The sequence below is a fragment of the Paenibacillus sp. FSL R7-0297 genome (assembly GCF_038009025.1).
In the GTDB taxonomy this organism is placed as follows: domain Bacteria; phylum Bacillota; class Bacilli; order Paenibacillales; family Paenibacillaceae; genus Paenibacillus_AQ.
The window spans coordinates 3915774-3934122 of record NZ_JBBPAQ010000001.1; the positions used below are offsets into that span (position 1 = coordinate 3915774).

The 18349-nt window shown below is 52.5% G+C and carries 19 protein-coding genes; 14 read left to right on the forward strand and 5 right to left on the reverse strand.

Annotation, left to right across the window (positions count from 1 at the left end):
- Positions 1-149 precede the first annotated feature (149 nt).
- Both MKZ24_RS17165 and MKZ24_RS17170 read right to left on the reverse strand, forming a co-directional pair.
- A complete protein-coding gene (locus MKZ24_RS17165) occupies positions 150-1001 on the reverse strand; it encodes a GNAT family N-acetyltransferase (protein WP_042138527.1) in 852 nt (283 codons plus the stop codon).
- 12 nt (positions 1002-1013) lie between these two features.
- Positions 1014-1289 carry a GNAT family N-acetyltransferase gene (locus MKZ24_RS17170; protein WP_042138525.1) on the reverse strand — a complete coding sequence of 92 codons (276 nt, stop codon included), beginning with the start codon at positions 1287-1289 and terminating at the stop codon, positions 1014-1016.
- 211 nt (positions 1290-1500) lie between these two features.
- Here MKZ24_RS17170 and MKZ24_RS17175 point away from each other — a divergent pair, with 211 nt between their 5' ends.
- The 12 genes from MKZ24_RS17175 (at position 1501) to MKZ24_RS17230 (ending at position 15766) form a co-directional block, all read left to right on the forward strand.
- Positions 1501-2403 carry an ArsR/SmtB family transcription factor gene (locus tag MKZ24_RS17175; protein ID WP_042138523.1) on the forward strand — a complete coding sequence of 301 codons (903 nt, stop codon included), beginning with the start codon at positions 1501-1503 and terminating at the stop codon, positions 2401-2403.
- Between the two features lie 240 nt (positions 2404-2643).
- Entirely contained in the window at positions 2644-4413 is a 1770-nt protein-coding gene (locus MKZ24_RS17180) for an ABC transporter substrate-binding protein (protein WP_340784842.1), read from the forward strand.
- A 58-nt stretch (positions 4414-4471) separates the two neighbouring features.
- Positions 4472-5425 (forward strand): ABC transporter permease, encoded by a 954-nt coding sequence (locus tag MKZ24_RS17185; RefSeq protein WP_340784844.1) that lies wholly within the window; start codon positions 4472-4474, stop codon positions 5423-5425.
- A 15-nt stretch (positions 5426-5440) separates the two neighbouring features.
- Positions 5441-6364, forward strand: coding sequence for an oligopeptide ABC transporter permease (gene opp4C, locus MKZ24_RS17190; protein ID WP_047014094.1), 924 nt, complete (start codon positions 5441-5443; stop codon positions 6362-6364).
- 12 nt (positions 6365-6376) lie between these two features.
- Complete coding sequence (locus MKZ24_RS17195; protein WP_340790183.1) at positions 6377-7360, forward strand: ABC transporter ATP-binding protein; 984 nt, start codon at positions 6377-6379, stop codon at positions 7358-7360.
- Positions 7353-8318 carry an ABC transporter ATP-binding protein gene (locus MKZ24_RS17200; protein WP_340784853.1) on the forward strand — a complete coding sequence of 322 codons (966 nt, stop codon included), beginning with the start codon at positions 7353-7355 and terminating at the stop codon, positions 8316-8318. The genes MKZ24_RS17195 and MKZ24_RS17200 overlap by 8 nt, the downstream gene beginning before the upstream one ends.
- Before the next feature lie 293 nt (positions 8319-8611).
- Entirely contained in the window at positions 8612-9226 is a 615-nt protein-coding gene (locus MKZ24_RS17205; protein ID WP_340784854.1) for a 50S ribosomal protein L25, read from the forward strand.
- A 197-nt stretch (positions 9227-9423) separates the two neighbouring features.
- Complete coding sequence (locus tag MKZ24_RS17210) at positions 9424-10755, forward strand: vWA domain-containing protein (RefSeq protein WP_340784857.1); 1332 nt, start codon at positions 9424-9426, stop codon at positions 10753-10755.
- Between the two features lie 306 nt (positions 10756-11061).
- Entirely contained in the window at positions 11062-12900 is a 1839-nt protein-coding gene (locus MKZ24_RS17215) for a fibronectin type III domain-containing protein (RefSeq protein WP_340784860.1), read from the forward strand.
- An 865-nt stretch (positions 12901-13765) separates the two neighbouring features.
- Positions 13766-14395: a YhbD family protein gene (locus MKZ24_RS17220; protein WP_042237507.1), complete on the forward strand. Its 630-nt coding sequence runs from the start codon at positions 13766-13768 to the stop codon at positions 14393-14395.
- Positions 14396-14409: 14 nt separating this feature from the next.
- Positions 14410-15096, forward strand: a complete 687-nt coding sequence (locus tag MKZ24_RS17225) for a hypothetical protein (protein ID WP_042237504.1) — start codon at positions 14410-14412, stop codon at positions 15094-15096.
- The gene (locus MKZ24_RS17230; RefSeq protein ID WP_042237502.1) at positions 15086-15766 is read left to right on the forward strand and encodes a hypothetical protein; all 681 of its coding nucleotides are present in this window, start codon (positions 15086-15088) and stop codon (positions 15764-15766) included. The genes MKZ24_RS17225 and MKZ24_RS17230 overlap by 11 nt, the downstream gene beginning before the upstream one ends.
- Here the strand turns inward: MKZ24_RS17230 and MKZ24_RS17235 are convergent.
- Positions 15763-16398, reverse strand: coding sequence for a GyrI-like domain-containing protein (locus MKZ24_RS17235; protein WP_340784866.1), 636 nt, complete (start codon positions 16396-16398; stop codon positions 15763-15765). The two genes, MKZ24_RS17230 and MKZ24_RS17235, sit on opposite strands and share 4 nt — an antisense overlap.
- Positions 16399-16519: 121 nt before the next feature.
- Between MKZ24_RS17235 and MKZ24_RS17240 the strand changes: the two genes are divergently transcribed.
- Positions 16520-16723, forward strand: coding sequence for an SMP-30/gluconolactonase/LRE family protein (locus MKZ24_RS17240; RefSeq protein WP_076243311.1), 204 nt, complete (start codon positions 16520-16522; stop codon positions 16721-16723).
- Complete coding sequence (locus MKZ24_RS17245) at positions 16711-16815, forward strand: SMP-30/gluconolactonase/LRE family protein (RefSeq protein WP_144026031.1); 105 nt, start codon at positions 16711-16713, stop codon at positions 16813-16815. Before MKZ24_RS17240 ends, MKZ24_RS17245 begins: the two co-directional genes overlap by 13 nt.
- 205 nt (positions 16816-17020) lie before the next feature.
- Here the strand turns inward: MKZ24_RS17245 and MKZ24_RS17250 are convergent, their stop codons facing one another.
- Positions 17021-17920, reverse strand: a complete 900-nt coding sequence (locus MKZ24_RS17250) for an IS3 family transposase (protein ID WP_052416376.1) — start codon at positions 17918-17920, stop codon at positions 17021-17023.
- 35 nt (positions 17921-17955) lie between these two features.
- Positions 17956-18279 (reverse strand): transposase, encoded by a 324-nt coding sequence (locus MKZ24_RS17255; RefSeq protein ID WP_042236251.1) that lies wholly within the window; start codon positions 18277-18279, stop codon positions 17956-17958.
- Positions 18280-18349 lie beyond the last annotated feature (70 nt).

Sequence of the window (18349 nt, forward strand, 5' to 3'; positions counted from 1 at the left end):
GAGGTCATATAGGTACCTTGAGGTAACATAAGGACAACAAAAAGCATCCTTTCCTGAGGGCAGGTCGGCCCGGAGGAAAGGATGCTTGACAGTCAGATTACTGTAATTCGGAACAGTTATTCAGCCGGCTAACAATGATGCTTCAAGGTTCAGAGCGCAGCACGGTAGTAATCCTGCTGGTTCAGAATGACGAACCCGCAGCTCTCGTAGAGCTTCAGCGCATTCGGATTATCCAGGGCAACCTCGAGGTTCACACCGTTGTAATTCCGCTGTTCCCGTTCAATAGTCTGCATCAGGGCACTCCGGCCGATGCCGAGGCCGCGCAGATTCTTGTCTACGGTAAGGCCATAGATCCAGGTTTCGTTGTCTTCGGACCACAGCCGCATTTTGCCGGCAGGCTGGCCGTTCATCTCGATGATGATATGCTCCTGGGAGCCTTCGAGCTCAAGCTGCGTGTACGTTTCGGCGGCGTCTTCCTCCGTCATGTTGAATCCGTCGCAATCGAAGGCGATTAGCACCGGAGTCTCGTCGGCACGTGCAGGCCGGAGCATAACGTTACCGGCGGCTGAACTTGCTTCAGAGGCCCCATGATTCTTGGCTGCGCCATCCCATTTCATCTGAAATTCCGCGTGGCTGAATTCCAGCGGCAGTGTCTTCAGATAAGCAGTACCTGAGGCTGAGGCCGCGGGCGTATTCAACAGCAGCGTCTTAATCTTACTTCGTGAGATGAGGGTCTGCGCCCGTTGCCAGAGCGAGCTGAAGATGCCCCGGCGGCGGTATCCCGGCCGTACCATGCCGCAGACTTCCATGTCTCCGCCGATATTGTATAACCCGATGAAGCCGACCAGCAGCTCCTCTTCATAGGTCACCAGCCATTCCACTCCGCCTGTTCCGGCCGGCAGCCGCAGCATGTCCCAATTCAGCTTGAGTGTGATGCCTTCGTATTGCTCGCAGCGCTGCTGCAGTTCTTCTATTTCTTTCAGTGTATCAGCCGTAGTCAATCTATCTTCCCCCTATGTCAGCAGATCCCGGTACTCCGTGTGCTTCTCGAATTGATGGGCCGCATACGGGCACTCAGGCACAATTTTAACTTTCTCTTCCCGGGCCAGGTCAACGACCGCCCGCACAAGCTTCTCCCCGGCACCCTGACCGCGCAGCTCTTCGGAGACATAGGTATGATCAATCACGAGGTTACCTGTAGTCTCTTCCGTTCTGTATGTAATCTCGGCAAGGTCCTTACCGTCACCAGCTATATAGAAACGTCCTTCTCCCTTAGCAATCTGTTCCATGTTTCTTCACTCCATTCCGGTGTATTGCCTATATTTTACTACCCTGCCCGGCAAAAAGCGAGAAAAGGCATGGCAGGAATGCCAGCAATATAACATACGTATTCCATACAAGGTCAGTATAAGCGGAATGACTTGCATATTGGCTTCCCGGTGCCCTAAGATTAAGGCACTAACGCTGTAACGAATAGAAGTTGCATCAGGAGGAATAGCCATGGATTACGAGGTTGAGGTTCATTTTCAGCCGGTATATGAATTAATCAGCAGCATACATACGTTTATATGCAAGAAGGGAAGTAAAAAGATAGATCTGGGTACACCCTGGGCGGCAGAAGTATCACGCGGCTTAAGCCCCGAACTGCTGGAAGCACTGGAAGAGACAGATCTCGACAATGACTGGAAGCTGCTTAATCTGCTGATCTATCTGTGTCCGGACAAAGACAGCGTGGAGCGTGTGCTGGAGTGGCTGGAAGGCCTGTCCGTAGGAGAGATGTACGAGGCTCTCGCAGGTTATGTCAGTGTATTCCCGGTACAAATGGAGCAGTACCGCAGCCGCATGGTCTTCCTGCTGTCGGAGTGGAACCGGCAATACTTCAGCAGCTGTAGTCCGGATATCATTAAGAAGCTGCAGCAGCATGCGGAGGAACGGAGACAGGCGCTGGCCGGCAGCCCGGTAGCCGATTTTGTGAATAAGACTACAAACGGATTCTATTTCATGCCGGGTGACGGTCTGCGCAGGCTTGTGCTGATCCCGCAGTTTCACTTCCAGCCGATCAATATTATCTATAATTTTGGTCCGCTGACGATATGTCACTATGCCGGGAAAATTCAAATTGCTGAAGAGGAAATCCCGCCGTCCATGCACCGGACGCTCCGCAGTCTGGGCGAGAAGAGCCGGCTGAAGATCCTGAAGTCACTGGGCGGAGAACGCAAATCGTTCACGGAAATTGCCAGACAGGCCGGCCTGTCCAAGGGCATTGTCCATGATCATATCTCCAGTCTCAGGAGCGCCGGTCTGCTCAATGCTTATATCGAAGGAGAGAACGTCACCTCTTACAGTCTGCGGCTTGAGGGGATTCAGCAGATGAATGAACAGCTGTTTGCTTATTTGAAGTAAATATAGCGTTGCCTAATATTCCTGTGCCTCGCCAAAGCCAAAGTCTACTTCTGTTATGGAGAAGATTTTGGCTTTTTTGCTGCGATCATCCAATTTTATTCTGTTTGGGATGAATTAATTTCAAGTTCTCTCTTTACAGAACAACTTTTACTTTCTATAATGTGAACTATCGGTCTTTAATCATACTTAGTGGGTAGGAATTGTTAGTATTTATAAAATGGAGAGAAAAGAGATGATGTCATGAGAAAAAGTACGCTTGTATTATCCTCATTGTTAATCGCCGGTTCACTGCTGCTGTCCGCCTGCTCGGAGAACGGCAACACGGATGCAGCATCCACGGACACCCCTGTAAACACGGCAGCAACAGCTGATCCGGGTGCAGCGGCTGGCGGTACGGAAGCAGCGGTATCCCCGGCGGTTGTACCTGCCGGTGCGCTCAGCGAGCCTTTTACAGCAACCGATCTTACGAAGCTGCCCGCAGTCGCCCAGAAGCGCACCGATACAATCATCGTCGGTCTTACCGATCCGAGCGGGGCGTTCACCCCTTATTTCCAGGAGAGCGGCTATGACGGCAATGTATCCTCACTGCTCTATGCGTCTCTCGTGACGGTAGATGACAAGGGTGTGCCAACCCCGGAGCTTGCCGAGAGCTGGGAGGTGGCGGCGGATCAGCTTACATATACGTTCCACCTGCACAAAGACCTGAAGTTCAGCGACGGCTCACCGCTCACTGCGGATGATGTGGCGTTCACCTGGACGATTCAGTACGACAAAGCCTATGACGGAGGCTCATCACTTCCATCGCTGAAGGTGAAGGGCGGCGAAGCTTACAAAGCGGGAACTGCCCAGACAATAGAAGGCATTAAAGTCATTGATCCGCAGACAATATCGGTTACGCTGGAACAGCCCAATGCTACGGCGCTGGTGACTCTCGGCTCCAATGTGCTGTCGAAGGCTTATTATGGCAAGGACTATAAGTTCGGCCAGCTGGAGTACATCAAGAAGCTGCATGAGAAGCCGCTGGGCGACGGCCCTTATAAGCTGGAGAAATTCATTCCCGGACAAGAGGTCCGTCTTGTAGCCAATGAGAACTACTTCAAAGGCAAACCGAAGACAGAGCACTTTATCTATAAAACAACGACCGGCGATGCCTGGCAGTTCCTTGAGACGGGTGAGGTGGACTACGCGTCCTTCCCGGCTACGGAAGAAAATATCGGGAAGCTGAAGGAACTGGGTTATGTAAACATTCTTCCTTATACCCCGAGCACTTACGGCTACATGCAGGTCAACCTGAAGCATGAACAGCTGAAGGATAAGCGGGTCAGACAGGCGATTGCCTATGGACTGGACCGGCAGAGCATCTATGTAGACGCAGCTGAAGGGGCGGGTGCTGTGGCCAACATTCCGGCTTCGCCGATCTCCTGGTCCTATACAGAAGAAGGGATCAATCCTTATAAATATGATCCGGACCAAGCAAATAAGCTGCTGGATGAGGCAGGCTGGACCGTAGGGGCAGGCGGTATCCGCGAGAAGGACGGGAAGCCGCTGAGCATTCATTATCTGGCGAGCAAGAGCAAGAACTCGGATATTTTCATCGCGGTGGCCAAAGAGAACTTCGCTGCGCTCGGCATCGACTTCCAGCCGGAGATCTTCGCTGACTTCAACTCGCTGGTCTCCAAGACGGAAAGCGGGGATTATGATCTCGTATCGTACTCCACCAGCATGCTGACGGATCCGGCGGACGGCTTCATGCAGTTCTTCAACGGCGAAATCACCGATTATGAGAATCCGAAATTCGTGGAGCTGTACAACAAAGCGCTGGCAACTACAGATATTGAACAGCGCAAAGCAGTCTATAAAGAGCTGTATCAGCTGTTCAACGATGAACTGCCGATTATTTTCACCAATTACAAGAAAACAGTATATGCCTATAACGGCCGCATCCAGAATCTATCGGTCAGTCCGTTCATCGGTCTTGCCGGCAGCCTGCCAAACTGGACTCTGAAATAAAGAATTGTTCATCCCCTGCCTGCGTCATGGGCAGGGGATGAATCCTAAGGAGCCGATCATGAGCACTTATCTGACCAAAAGAATGCTGTATATGCTGATCATCCTGTTTGCCGCATCGCTGCTGATCTTCTGCCTGTATGCACTTACCCCGGGTGATTTCATTACCGGAAATATTAAGCTGACTGCAGAGCGCAAAGCGGAGCTGCGGGAGATTTACGGCCTGAACAAGCCGGTGCTGGAACGTTACGGGACTTGGATGAACAATGCTTTTCACGGGGATTTCGGATATTCACTTGCCCAGCAGAAGCCGGTGCTTCAGCTGTTCGGTGATTATATCTGGAATTCTTTTTTGCTGGCCGCTGTCTCTACGTTCCTCACCTGGCTGATTGCTGTGATCATCGGTGTCATTTCTGCCTATAAGCAATACTCCTGGTTCGACACGCTGGTAATGATTGCGATCTTCGCGGCGATGTCGCTCCCGTCGTTCTTCATCGGCCTGTTCCTGATCAAGATTCTGGCCGTTGACCTGAAATGGCTGCCGCCGGGGGGAATGATGACTACAGGCAGCAATGCCACCGGGTTCGCCTACTTCAAAGAAGTGGTGCATCATATGACCCTGCCGGTCATCGTCATGACGCTGCTGGGTCTGGGTTCATTAACCCGTTATTTCCGCAGCAATATGATCGATGTGCTCAAGCAGGACTATATCCGTACGGCCAGAGCCAAAGGGCTGAAGGAGCGGAATGTGCTGTTCACCCATGCACTGCGCAATGCGCTGCTGCCTGCGATCACCCTGGTCGGCTTCGAGCTGCCCGCGCTGTTCGGGGGTTCCATTATTATTGAGCAAATCTTTAACTGGCCGGGCATCGGCCAATTGTATATGAAGTCCTTCGGACTGAGGGATTACCCGCTGCTGATGGGCTTCACGATGTTTCTGGCTATTCTGACCGTAATCGGAACACTGCTCTCGGATATTCTGTACCGGGTGGCTGATCCGCGTGTCCGGTTATAGGAGGGGGAGGATCTTATGGCAGCTGACAGCAGAGTAAGTGAAATAACGGCCCCAAGGGTCAACCTGCGGAAATCTTCCCTGTTCCGGCAATCCCTGCGGAGGCTTCTGCACAACAAGCTGGCGGTGGCGGGCTTCGCGGTTGTCTTATTTATGTTTGTGTTATGTTTCATCGGCCCGTTCTTCTCGCCGTATACGGATAACAAAATCAATATGGCGATGATGAACAAGGCCCCGAATCTACAGCATTGGCTGGGGACAGACGCGCTGGGACGGGATATCTTAACCCGGGTCATGCAAGCCGGGCGTATCTCTCTTACGGTGGGTCTGGCTTCCATGGTGCTGTCTGTGTTCCTGGGAGCGCTGCTCGGTGCGGTTGCCGGATATTACGGCGGTCTGCTGGACCAGATCATTATGCGGATCGCCGATCTGCTGATGACCATTCCCGGCCTTCCGCTGCTGTTCATCTTCGGTGCGCTGCTCTCGGAATGGAAGATTAAGGCGGATTACCGGATGTACATCGTCATGCTCATGCTGAGCATGGTGAACTGGCCGGGGCTGGCACGGATGGTACGGGGACAGATGCTCAGCCTGCGGGAACGCGAATTCATGCAGGCCGCCGTGGTGCTGGGTCTGCGCGACCGCAGGAAGCTGTTTGGCCATCTGCTGCCGAATATTGTTCCGCTGCTGATCGTCATGGCTACGCTGAATATCGGCGGTGCGATTCTCAGTGAATCGGTGCTTAGCTTCTTCGGTCTGGGGGTTATGCCGCCTACGCCGACCTGGGGCAACATGATTGATGCGGCGAATAATATCCTCGATTTCCAGGACCGCCCATGGCTGTGGATTCCGCCGGGATTGTCGATTTTTGCAACGGTTATCGCAATTAATATCTTTGGTGACGGCCTCAGAGACGTGCTTGATCCTAAACAGAAGAGGTAGGTGGCCATAATGATGGAGCCTTTAATGAATATAGACCGTCTAAGCACCGTGTTCTTCACAGAGGACGGAAAGGTGAGCGCGGTTGATGAGGTAAGCTTCAGTATCCGCGAAGGCGAGACGGTCTGCATTGTCGGTGAATCCGGCTGCGGCAAAAGTGTCACCGCCATGTCGATTATGGGGCTGGTGGAGGAGCCGGGCGGTAAGGTTGCCGGGGGAAGCATTGATTTCCGGGGAGAAGATTTACTAAGGCTCGACAAAAATACACTGCGCAGCATCCGCGGCAACGAGATCGCCATGATCTTTCAGGAGCCGATGTCGTCACTGAATCCGGTCATGAGAATTGGCGAGCAGATTATGGAGCCGCTCCTGGTTCATCTCAGAATGAACAAGAAGCAAGCCCGGGCCCGGGCCATTGAACTGATCACCCAGGTGGGGATATCCCGTCCGGAACAGATTATGGGCAGCTATCCCCACGAGCTGAGCGGAGGCATGCTGCAGCGGATTATGATTGCAATCGCAATCTCCTGCGGGCCCAAGCTGCTGATTGCGGACGAGCCGACGACCGCGCTGGATGTGACGATTCAGGCGCAAATCCTTGATCTGCTGCGCGGGTTCAAGGAGCACTCGGGCATGTCAATCCTGCTGATTACCCATGATCTTGGCGTAGTGGCCGAGATGGCCGATTATGTCATTGTCATGTACTCCGGCCAGATCGTTGAGGAGGGCGGTGTGGTAGAGCTGTTCCGGAATCCCAAGCATCCGTATACGCGGGGGCTGCTGAAGTCCAAGCCCGTCATGGGCCAGCGCCTGGAGGAGCTCTATTCCATTCCCGGCCAGGTGCCCAGTCCGCTTGCGCTTGAGCCTTCATGCTACTTCCATGACCGGTGCGGACATTGCATGGACGTCTGCCGCACCCGCCAGCCGCAGCTGCAGGAAACCGGAAGCGGGCAGAAGGTAGCCTGCTGGCTGTATGAGGAGGCGGAAGTGTATGTCTGAAGCGCTGCTGGAAGTTAAATCTCTGAAGAAGTACTTCCCGGTAAAACAAGGGCTGCTGGGCCGCACAGTGGGGCATGTGAAGGCTGTGGACGACATCAGCATTACGCTTCAGCCGGGCGAGACCTTCGGCCTTGTCGGCGAATCCGGCAGCGGCAAAAGCACGGTGGGACGGACAGTGCTGCGGCTGACGGATAAAACGGACGGTGAGGTAAAGTTCAAGGGAGTGGACATCCACAGCCTGTCCGCTGCGGACATGCGCCTGATCCGGCCGCAGATGCAGCTGATCTTCCAGGACCCTTACAGTGCGCTTAATCCGAGAGTGAGGGTTGGCGATGCGATAGGCGAAGCGCTGCTGGACCATGGATTATGCACGAGGGGGGAGGTGCGGGATCTGGTGCTGGAGGCCATGGAGGCCTGCGGCTTATCTTCTTATCATATCGACCGCTTCCCGCATGAATTCTCCGGCGGACAGCGCCAGCGGATCGGCATTGCCCGGGCGCTGATCCTGAACCCGGAGCTGATTATTGCGGATGAGCCGGTGTCGGCGCTCGATGTGTCTATTCAGGCGCAGATTATCAATCTGTTCAGCAAGCTGCAGCAGAGCAAAGGCCTTGCCTATCTGTTCATTTCCCATGATCTTAGCGTAGTGGAGCATCTATGCTCCAGGATCGGCGTGATGTATCTGGGATCGATGGTGGAGACCGCCTCCAGGGACGAGCTGTTCCAGCATCCGCTGCATCCCTATACGAAGGCGCTGCTGTCTGCCGTACCCGTGCCGGTCCCCCGGCTGAAGCGGGAGCGGATCGTGCTGAAAGGCGATATTCCAAGCCCGGCGAATCCGCCTTCAGGCTGCAAATTTCATACGCGCTGCCCTTTTGCCGTAGAGGTCTGCAAGGCGGAGATTCCGCTGTTCCGGGACGCTGGCGCAGGACATTTTGTAGCCTGTCATTTAGTATAATAAATATTAAATATGGATTTAAATTGAATATCAACCTATTTTGACTTGCCTACTTCCCAGTGCTATACTGATTCCACAGCAGGCAAATATGGTTAATAAGAGACTGATTAGACTTAAGACATCTAATTGGTCTTGTTTTTTATTACCTGAGCAATAAGCCAGTTTTGTACGAAGAACCATCACTTGCAGCTATGCTGACACCACTTGGCGGATGCTTGCAGGGCCAGCTTTGTTCAGCATTAGGAGCAGCCCCTGAAAGTATGCACCGCTAAAAAACCTTTAGGAGGAATATCATGAATACCACAGTACGCTTGACAGAAAGATCCGGCTCTACCTCTTCCCAGCGCAGCAAAGGCCTTGTACCGGTCGTCGTCTACGGTGCAGGTTCAGATACCCAGTCCTTTACAGCAGAAGCCAAAACACTCAATGAGATTCTCGGCAAAAACCCGCGGGCGATCCTGAAAGTGGAATTCCCCGGTTCAGGCTCCAAAAATGCGGTCATTCAGGAAGTACAGCGCCAGCCGCTGTCACGTTCTTTGCTCCATGTAGATTTGCAGCAGATTGATATGAAGGCAGAACTCGACACCAAGGTTGCATTCCACTTCACCGGCGATCCTGTCGGTGTCAAGAGCGGCGGCGTCCAGCAGGTAGAGCTCTATGAGCTGGATATCCGTACCTTGCCGGACAAGCTGACCGCTTCCTTCGAGGTGGATATCAACGGACTCGACATCGGTGATCAATTGCTGGTCTCCGATCTGCCGAAGCATGATGGCTGGGAGATCCTTACCCCTGAAGATACGCTGATCGTGCGGATCTCACCTCCGCTTGTTCTTGAAGAGCCTGCTGATACAGATGCTGCTGAACCAGCAGCGGCAGAAGCAGCTGACGAAGGCAAGACAGAAGAGTAACTTATTATGTATTTTATAGTCCAGTTCATTGGACAAGCCGCACCACAGCCCGTTTAGACCGGCTGATATGCGGATCATAAGGTTGATCAACCGGGAGCAGACATATCCTCATCAGGGAGTTGTCTGCTCCTTTTTGCTAAATAGCGGAATCCTGCAATCATCTATTATACATTGTGAAAGTAAGGGAGAGTGCATTCATGAATCTGAATATCGTTAAGCTGGTCACCGGCTCTAATGCCAAGCTGGATGAAGCCTCGCCGCAGGCGACGGTGAAGATTTCCTGCAGCAGTTCGCCGGCGGAGCTGGATATCAGCTGTTTCATGGTCGGGGAGAACGGCAAGGTTACGTCCGATGATTATTTCATTTTCTACAACCAGCCCGCCGATCCCAAACGGATCGTAGAGTTCAACGCCATCGACAAGTACAGCGGCGAGTTTGCCATCGATCTGCATGCGCTGCGGCAATCTGCGGTTGCCAAATGCGTTTTCGCAGCCACGCTGGACGGGCCGGGGACTTTTGCTGATGTCAGGGGCTGCAGAATCAGTGCGGCTGCGGCCAACACGGAGCTGGTATATGAAATAAATCAGAGTAATGCCGAGACCTCGCTGGTGCTGGCAGAGTTATACCGTCACGGCGAAGGCTTCAAGCTTAGAGCCGTCGGCCGGGGATTTCACGGCGGTCTGAAGCCGCTGGCTGAAGCGCACGGAGTCGAGGTGGAGGACGAAGAGCCGGAGAACAGCAGCAAGACGGAGGCTGAAGTGATGCAGGGTCACACGGAAGCTGCTGCTACATATAGCGGAACCGAGGGAAGTGTGGCGGAGGAGACGGCTTCCCGGCCCCCGCTGAACTTAACGAAGATTGACCTGCTGAAGCAGAAGGTCGGAATCTCGCTGCGCAAGAAGAATCTGGAGCAGGAGAAGGCCAGGGTGGCCGTTGTGTTCGATGCATCAGGTTCCATGTCCGGGCTGTATTCGAGGGGCGTTGTTCAGCGGGCATTTGAGCGGATTCTGGCCGTGGCAGCCAGCATGGATGACGACGGCAGGCTGGATGTATGGTTCTTCGCGACTAAGAGCAAGCGGATGCCGAGTGTAGATGAGCACGGGTACGAGGATTATGTGAAGAGAACATACCCGGGGCCGAAGATGTTCGGCGGGCTGGGCATCGGCAATAATGAGCCGGTGGTTATGGCTGATATTATCAAGAAGTATACGAAGGAAGAGCCGGGCGCTCTGCCTGCTTACATTGTGTTCTTCAGTGACGGCGGAATTTATGAGACACCGAAGATCTCGAAGCTGCTGATCCAAAGCTCGAAGCATAACATCTTCTGGCAGTTTGTCGGGCTCGGCAATGCGGACTATGGTGTGCTGCGTGAGCTCGATGATCTGCAGGGCCGTTATGTCGATAATGCCGATTTCTTTGCGCTGGACGATCTGGATGAGGTCAGTGATGAGGATTTGTATGACCGCCTGTTTAATGAGTATCCCAAGTGGCTGCGTGAAGCCCGGGAGAAGGGTGTCCTGCGCTCATAGAGCTCAGCTGAAATAAGAGTAAGGCTCCGGAGCGTTAATCAACATTCCGGAGCTTTTTTTGCATGCCTTGCTGTCAAAAAATGCATATTAACGAATTTCGCAGAAACCTATTCAGGACTTTCGCTTTGTCGAAAAAAGGGGCGAACGGGTGTTTCGCCTCATTTAGTAAAAATGTCCCAGTTTTAGATTGACGAAAGCGCTATCAAAGCTGAGAATGAGGATAAATACCATGGTATGGCATAGCATCACCCGCTTATTCGCCCTTTGAAAACGCTTTAGTAATAGATCGACCAAGGAGGAATATGGATGAAAAGAAAGCTGATTCTCTTCCTGATGACCGCCGTGCTGATTCTGGGCGCTTCACTGCCCGCTGCCGGTATTGCCCGCGCGGATGCGGTAAGTGATGCTTCAAACCGGGCGCTGACCTGGCTGCAGGTGCAGCAGGATGCAACGGCCGGCTATGCTTTTGACGGATTGGTTGACAGCTTCGAGGATTTCTGGGGTCCGAACAATCCCAAGCAAATTGTCTATACGTATGATCAGGCCGTCGCAGCCATCGCTTTCATCGTCAAAGGGGAACGGACCCGGGCCGAGAAGGTGCTGAACAAAATGCGTGACATCCAGGACCCGTCCGGCTATTGGCTGAACTCCTACTGGTATAACAATGGCTATGGCGAAGAAATCCGCAAGCATGTCGGACCTGTATCCTGGATGGCCATGGCGGCTATGGCTTATGAGAAGCAGTATAATGATACCCGCTATCGTCCGATGGCGCTCAAGGCGCTGGACTGGTGCCTGACATACTCCAAAGCAAACGGCGGGATCGCCGGTGGCTGGAGCGCATGGAGCAATTCGGATGAGCCCTGGAGCTCGACGGAGCATAATATCGATCTGTACCGCGTGCTGCAGTACTATGCTTCTGTTGATTCCAGCAAAACGACATCCTATACAGCAGCGGCAACGGGTGTGAAGAGCTTCCTGGACAATGTGGTCTGGGATGATGCGGCTAAGCGCTTCAAGGGCGGCTGGAAGAATGATACGAATCTGATCGATCCCAAAATCCCGCTGGATGTAAATCCCTGGGGAGTGCTCGCCCTCGGGCTGAACGGAACGCGCAACTACGGGGCAAGCCTGACCTATGTGGAGAACGCGGCCGGTACACCGGGAACACTGGCTAATCCGCGCTATAAGCAGACCCTGACCTATAACGATGCCGGAAATACACTTTCCGGGTATGATTTTGACTGGACGGATGAAGTGCTCCCGGCGTATGACGACAACGGCAATCAGATTGGCAATACGGGGGCGGATGTGTGGCTGGAGGGAACGGCTTTTATGTCGCTTGCCTACTACATGCAGGGAAATACAACGAAGGCGAATGCCATCAACACGGAGATTATCAAAAAACAGGGAACCAGCGGCCCGTCGCTCGGCGGAATCCCTTATTCCCTCAAGGGTACAAGCAACAGCTACTGGGTGATGGCCCAGCAGAACTGTGTATCAAGCACCGGGTGGCTGATCCTCTCGCTGCACCGTTTCAACCCGTTCACCGGCCAGTATCTGACCGGGGGCAGCACTCCTGGAGATACTACAGCACCTACGGTACCAGGGAATCTGGCCTCAACAGGTAAAACGGACACTACGGTCAGCCTAAGCTGGTCGCCATCCACCGATAACACCGGAGTCACCGGATATTACGTGTACCGCGGCGGCACCCAGGCGGCTTCTGTTACCGGAACTACAGCAACCGTCAGCGGACTGACGGCTTCAACGGCATACACCTTCACGGTAAAAGCGGCCGATGCCGCAGGCAACCTCTCCGCTGCTAGTAATGCCGTGACTGTAACCACGAATGCTTCCGGCGGCAGCGGGAATCACGTGACAGCGGATTATACGGCAGGCGTAACGAAGGTGTCGGCTGCTGAGGCCAGCATCTTCATCACACCGGTAACGTCCGCGCTGTATGTGGATGTCCACTATAAGGTGAACGGCGGCGCACAGCTGAATTACCGCATGACGCTTGCCTCGGGAACCTGGCGCCAGACCGTAAGCGGCCTCAGCACAGGCAGCAGCATTGAATATTGGTTCACCTACGAGAAATCCGGCCCGCAGTATGATTCGCCGCATTACACTTATGTGCAGTAAGCAGCATTAGCGGCGGTGCGGAATAGAGCTATTGTCATGAAATAAGCAGGAGGAGCCAGGCAGCCAATGGGTTGCCTGGTTTTTTTGATGCCTTTGTCACCGGATTTCCACCGCGAACAGCGGTAATCATCAAGAAATCCGGGGGCGGGCAGAGGTCGGATGTTCAAATGTTCACCGCAGTGACGACTAAGCTTCAAGCTCAAATCTTAAGTGCGTCTTCACTATATGGGCTAAACTTAAGGGTTTTAACATAATACCAATCCTTAATGTCTGTAGATAGTTGCACTTCCGGGCGGCTGCTTTTGTCGCGGGAATTTCCCCGTTTATCCGCTTTCCGGGGCAGGGAGCTGGCAGCTTCTCCTAGCCGGATGTTTCTAGCTGACTTTTCCTGAAATCCTGCACATAATACAACTTTTCCCTCCATATGCCGGCCCAAATCCAACATTGTTGTATAAAATACAGGATTTCACCTGATTCAAGCGACTGATCGGGAGGATTGTTGTATTCCATACAACAATCCTCCCGATCACCCGGCTTTCCAGGAATCAAAGTTGCAAAACGTACAACATTTACGTCTACAGTGCTTCCTGACTCTAAGAAGTCCCAAGTCAGCCGGTAACGAATTAAGTGTAAGAAATTGAAATTGACGTATTCCGCCAGTCCCATAGCGGCTAACCGGCAACTTGTATTGACAGGGAAAAGCGGTGGAGAATTATGGAACTGGAGGAGTGAGGTGTCAGTCCTTGTCTGCTGAATTCCACTGTGAACCTCAGTATGAATTCAAGAAAGTATATAAAGCGAAAGCGATGCTTGTTTATTTACAACGTAACAGTGTTATGTTACGATGGCCGCAAGGAGTGATCGTATGGAAGAGGATTTAATCTCCAAGAAGGAGCTGCTGGATGAAACCGGCATCTCATACGGCCAGTTATACCGCTGGAAGAGGAAACAATTGATTCCTGAGGAATGGTTCATCCGCAAGTCCACGTTTACCGGACAAGAGACTTTTTTCCCGCGGGAACGAATACTGGGACGGGTGCAGCATATTTTGCAGAAGAAAGATGATCTTTCTCTCGATGAACTAGCCGGAAAGCTGTCAGAGCCTTTGTCTCAGCATCAGGTCATATTAACAGTAGCGCAGCTAAGGGAACGTAACATTGTTTCGAACAGTAGCCTGGAGCGGTTCGGCAGGCCGAACAGTGAAGGGATGCAGCTAACCTTTGAGCAGATTCTGAATCTATTCACTGTAGATCTGCTGCTGAGCAAGGGTGAGCTGAATCTGGAGGAAGCAGACCGGCTCTATCTGACACTTGGAGTGCATACCCCGGGATTTGCGGGAAAGAACTGGGAGCTGTTTTTTGTACGGAAGATGGGGGTCAGTTTCTATCTGATGGCGCTGTCCGGGGCAGAGCTGGCCTTCGATGAAGGCGTCCGGGTAGTCAGCAGGCTTAGTCTTACCGATCTGACAGAACAATTGAAAATAAGATTAAGCTAATGGGAGGACTGGCAATGGAGAAGAAGGAGCTGCCGGATTTGCAGATGGATGGGGTCAATACCGCCGCCGGAGGCAAGTATAACAAGGTGAATATTAATGGCGTAAGCAAGATTAACGGAGCGCTGAGTGCGCATACCTATAAATGTGACGGCGTAATGAAGATGAATGGTGATCTTGCCGCGGAAGAGATGGAGATTAACGGTAATTTTAGACTGAAGGGCAACCTCCAGGCTGGTGTAATGAAGCTGAACGGTGTGCTGACCGGAGACGGCAGTCTGCGGGGCGAGCGCTGTGAGCTGGACGGCATGCTGAAGCTGAAAGGCAATTGTGAGGTTGAGGAGCTGATGGGTGAAGGGGTATTTACTATAGGCGGGCTGCTCAGTGCAGGGCGGATAGAATTCGGGCTTCATGGTTTGGCAGAGGCCGGCGAAATTGGGGTGGAGAGCCTGATTATCCGCAAAACCGGCTCCGCAGCCTGGGGCAGGCTGTTCGGAGGAATCATTCCCAAGTTCAAACTGGAGCTGCGGGCCAAGCTCATTGAAGGGGATTATATTGATCTGGAATATACGGCAGCAGATGTGGTCCGGGGCGGCACCGTCATTATCGGGGAAGGCTGCAGCATCGGGCGGGTCGAATATAGAACGGGACTGACAGTACATCCCGGAGCCCGTGTGGAGAAGGAGGAGAAGAATGGTGCATGATTCCGTAACGCGCAATGATCTGAAGATATTGGGGACATCCAGTTCTGTTGGCGGGTATTTCAAGGATGTCAAAGTGACCGGAGAATGTAAATTCACCGGGGATGTGGATTGCCTGAAGTTCAGCCAGACCGGAGAGATCAAAGTGGACGGCAATCTGCGGCTGCAGCATATGAAGATTACCGGAGAGTGTGAGGTTAAGGGGTTGATCAACGGAGCCAGTCTGCGCGGACAAGGTCAGCTTACGGCAGGCGCAGGCCTGCGGATAGAAGATATCAAACTAACCGGCGGGATTATGGTTACCGGAGATTGCGAGGCAGAGGAGCTGCTGCTCACCGGAATCATTGAGGTAAGCGGACTGCTTAATGCAGGGAAGCTCGAGCTGGGATTGTTTGGCCCTTGCAGAGCGGATGCGGTCGGCGGCAGCAGCATTTCTATCAAACGCAGCCGGACCGGGGCCTTGCTGAGGCCCGGACAAGGCAAGAAAATGAGCTTTCAGGCCCGGCTGATTGAAGGGGATCAGATTGAGCTGCAGAGTACGCAGGCGCAGACTGTGCGGGGCGGAAGGGTTATTATCGGCACAGGCTGCGAGATCGATACTGTGGAATACCGTGATACCCTAGAGATTCATAAGAGCGCAACGGTACGGAATCCGGTGAAATTACTGCGTTAATTCTGGCGTGATACCTTGAACCTCAGTACCGTTCTCAGCTTCTCCGGCTGGACCCGGCGGGCATCCGAAATATAGATTTCCCGGTGAAGATGAGAAATCCGCTGCAGCTCCCGGTCTGCACAATATTGCTCCATCCTTGCGAAGCTGTGCGGCTCATCATCATAAGGTCCGGTATGAAGCATTTGTACACTGAGGCCGTCTTCGAAGCTATCGAAGGCGGCTTTGTGCAGCAGCGGATGCGGCTTGCTGTGCTTGACCTTCTCCAGAACTTCAGCGGCAAGCTCCGGGGTTACAAAGTCCGGCTGCCGGATCATCAGGGTGTACACCAATTCGTCTTTATCAAGGACCGCTTTCTTACGGCCGGCTTCGCTGAGATCCCACACGCCTTCCAGCGGGAAGACCGTATAGTCGTAATACCCATCCGGTTCGGGCCCTTTTTTGGGCAGCATCTTAATGGCATAAGAGAGGGAGTACAATACGCCGACGGCTTCAGCGAAAGGCGCAGCATTCGGATTGCCTTCACCCCGCAGTATGAAATAATTAAAGGCGGGCACTTGAATCAGCGCGGGTTCGGCAGCGGGCAGGTAAAGAGACTTGTCTTGTTTTCTCCATTCAACTTTCAACCGGATCACCTCATCATTATTATTCTGCTATATGAAGAATACCATGCTGAACTGGACAGGTGTATGTCATGTTGGCAGGCAGCCGGTAGTACAAATAGCGCTGCGGAGGCAAGGGCTGGGAGGGTTTCCGTTGACCGGACAAATTGAATTAGTTACCGATGCCAAGTCTGTGCTTGGTGAAGGACCGCATTGGGATCTGGTAGAAGACAAGCTGTATTGGGTGGATATTGACAGCAGGGAATTGCGGGTATATGACCCCGCTGCGGGTACGGAAGACATCCATTACTTTGATCAAAGAGTAGGGGCAGCATTACCTGACCAATGTATTACATAGATACACTGACCTTCACGGTCGATGCGATGGACTATTCGCTTCAGGATGGCTCGGTAAGCTGCCGCAGACCGGTGATCAGGTTCGCCGGATAGTATAACATCAGGTTTAAACTTGTGAGAACACTTAGGTAAATCGCTTGCTGAGGGGTTGCAGTGACCCTGATTACGGTAGTTCCTCCGGTAGACTTAACTGCACTTTGTACAACTAAAACATCTGATTTACAACCGGTTATCCGTTTACGGTTCGGCCCCTTAATTATGGAGTCATTCTCTTGAAATCTCTGGTTCTTGCAGTTTCTTAAAGTGAGATGTTTACCTCTGCCACTTGGCCTGCTCTCCATGCCGCATGGTATTGGTTAGGACTCAATCGGTTTAAACTGCCGTGAAAGCGGCGTTCGTTGTAAAATTCAATGTACTCCGTGACAGTCTCGTAGGCTTCTTCAAAGGTTTCAAAGTACATTTTGCTGTAGAGATCTCGTTCTAAAATGCTGTGGAAGGACTCAATATATGCATTCATATTCGGCGTTTTAGGCGGAATCCGTTCATGAATCAAAGGTTCATCCGGGTCCATACACATCTCTGCAAAAGCATGACTGAGAAATTGAGGACCATTGTCTGAGCGAAGAATAGGCCTAGCCCCTCCAGGCTGTATACGGGCCTTCAACGCCTGCTTAATGGTCGTGCAGATCTCCTTTGCACTGCAACTTGCACCCAAGTGGTAGCCGACAATACAGCGGTCAAACACATCAATCATGTCAAAGATAAAAAAGAAGCGGTCGTAGCCATGAATGTATCCGTACTTAATATCTATTTGCCAAAGTTGGTTGGCTCCGGTAACCACGCGGTTTTGGGCAAGCCGTCTTGGATATCTCACTTTCTTGTCAGGTTTCTTTTGGAGCAGCCCTAGCTTTTTACAAAGCCGGTAGGCCTTCTTGTGGTTCAGAATTAAGTCATGCTGGATGTAGAGGGCATGCGCTAAGTTACGGTAACCGTAGCCGTGTTCCTCGCCTGCAACGAGTTCGCTAAGCCATTCTTCGATCTGCTCGTCGCTGACCTTCTGGCCGTCTTTCGTCAACGAATACGCTGGGATCGGTCTTCCGGCTGTCCCTAAGCTTACCGTAGATTTGGTGTTCTCCTTTTGACGCTGTTTGCGGGCATAGTAGGTCGATTCCAGCACACCCACCAGCCGAAGTACCACCGATACCGCATAGCCCCGCTTAATGCTTTCATCGGCTATTTCAAGTCTGTCTTGTAAGCGGGGTTGGTCTTTTTTAGCAGTTCACGCAGGAGTTCGATCTCCAAATCCTTTTCGCCCAGCAGTTTAATCGCAGTGTCCATTTTGGTCTCTAACTCTTGGACACGTTTGGCATCTTCAATACGTTCGTTAACTGAAGGTGTCGCTTGCTCACCAAATCGTTCTTTGTAGAACTTCACCCAGTTCGTAATCGTGCTGGGAGAAACTGAATATTTACGGGCGAGGAAAGAGAGCTTCGTCCCATTAATCGCTTCCTGGGCAACTTTAATCCGTTGTTCATCGTACAACTTGTTACTTTTCATGTCCTCATCCCCTTCTCTATTAGTGTACCTTATGCATCTTTAGGACTCCAATTCGATTAGGGGGCTTAAG

Bases quoted from the DNA above. Each gene is read 5' to 3' on its own strand.
- MKZ24_RS17170 (WP_042138525.1), bottom strand. From the start codon at position 1,289: ATGGAACAGATTGCTAAGGGAGAAGGACGTTTCTATATAGCTGGTGAC.
- MKZ24_RS17175 (WP_042138523.1), top strand. From the start codon at position 1,501: ATGGATTACGAGGTTGAGGTTCATTTTCAGCCGGTATATGAATTAATC.
- MKZ24_RS17180 (WP_340784842.1), top strand. From the start codon at position 2,644: ATGAGAAAAAGTACGCTTGTATTATCCTCATTGTTAATCGCCGGTTCA.
- MKZ24_RS17185 (WP_340784844.1), top strand. From the start codon at position 4,472: ATGAGCACTTATCTGACCAAAAGAATGCTGTATATGCTGATCATCCTG.
- opp4C (WP_047014094.1), top strand. From the start codon at position 5,441: ATGGCAGCTGACAGCAGAGTAAGTGAAATAACGGCCCCAAGGGTCAAC.
- MKZ24_RS17195 (WP_340790183.1), top strand. From the start codon at position 6,377: ATGGAGCCTTTAATGAATATAGACCGTCTAAGCACCGTGTTCTTCACA.
- MKZ24_RS17200 (WP_340784853.1), top strand. From the start codon at position 7,353: ATGTCTGAAGCGCTGCTGGAAGTTAAATCTCTGAAGAAGTACTTCCCG.
- MKZ24_RS17205 (WP_340784854.1), top strand. From the start codon at position 8,612: ATGAATACCACAGTACGCTTGACAGAAAGATCCGGCTCTACCTCTTCC.
- MKZ24_RS17210 (WP_340784857.1), top strand. From the start codon at position 9,424: ATGAATCTGAATATCGTTAAGCTGGTCACCGGCTCTAATGCCAAGCTG.
- MKZ24_RS17215 (WP_340784860.1), top strand. From the start codon at position 11,062: ATGAAAAGAAAGCTGATTCTCTTCCTGATGACCGCCGTGCTGATTCTG.
- MKZ24_RS17220 (WP_042237507.1), top strand. From the start codon at position 13,766: ATGGAAGAGGATTTAATCTCCAAGAAGGAGCTGCTGGATGAAACCGGC.
- MKZ24_RS17225 (WP_042237504.1), top strand. From the start codon at position 14,410: ATGGAGAAGAAGGAGCTGCCGGATTTGCAGATGGATGGGGTCAATACC.
- MKZ24_RS17230 (WP_042237502.1), top strand. From the start codon at position 15,086: ATGGTGCATGATTCCGTAACGCGCAATGATCTGAAGATATTGGGGACA.
- MKZ24_RS17245 (WP_144026031.1), top strand. From the start codon at position 16,711: ATGTATTACATAGATACACTGACCTTCACGGTCGATGCGATGGACTAT.
- MKZ24_RS17255 (WP_042236251.1), bottom strand. From the start codon at position 18,279: ATGAAAAGTAACAAGTTGTACGATGAACAACGGATTAAAGTTGCCCAG.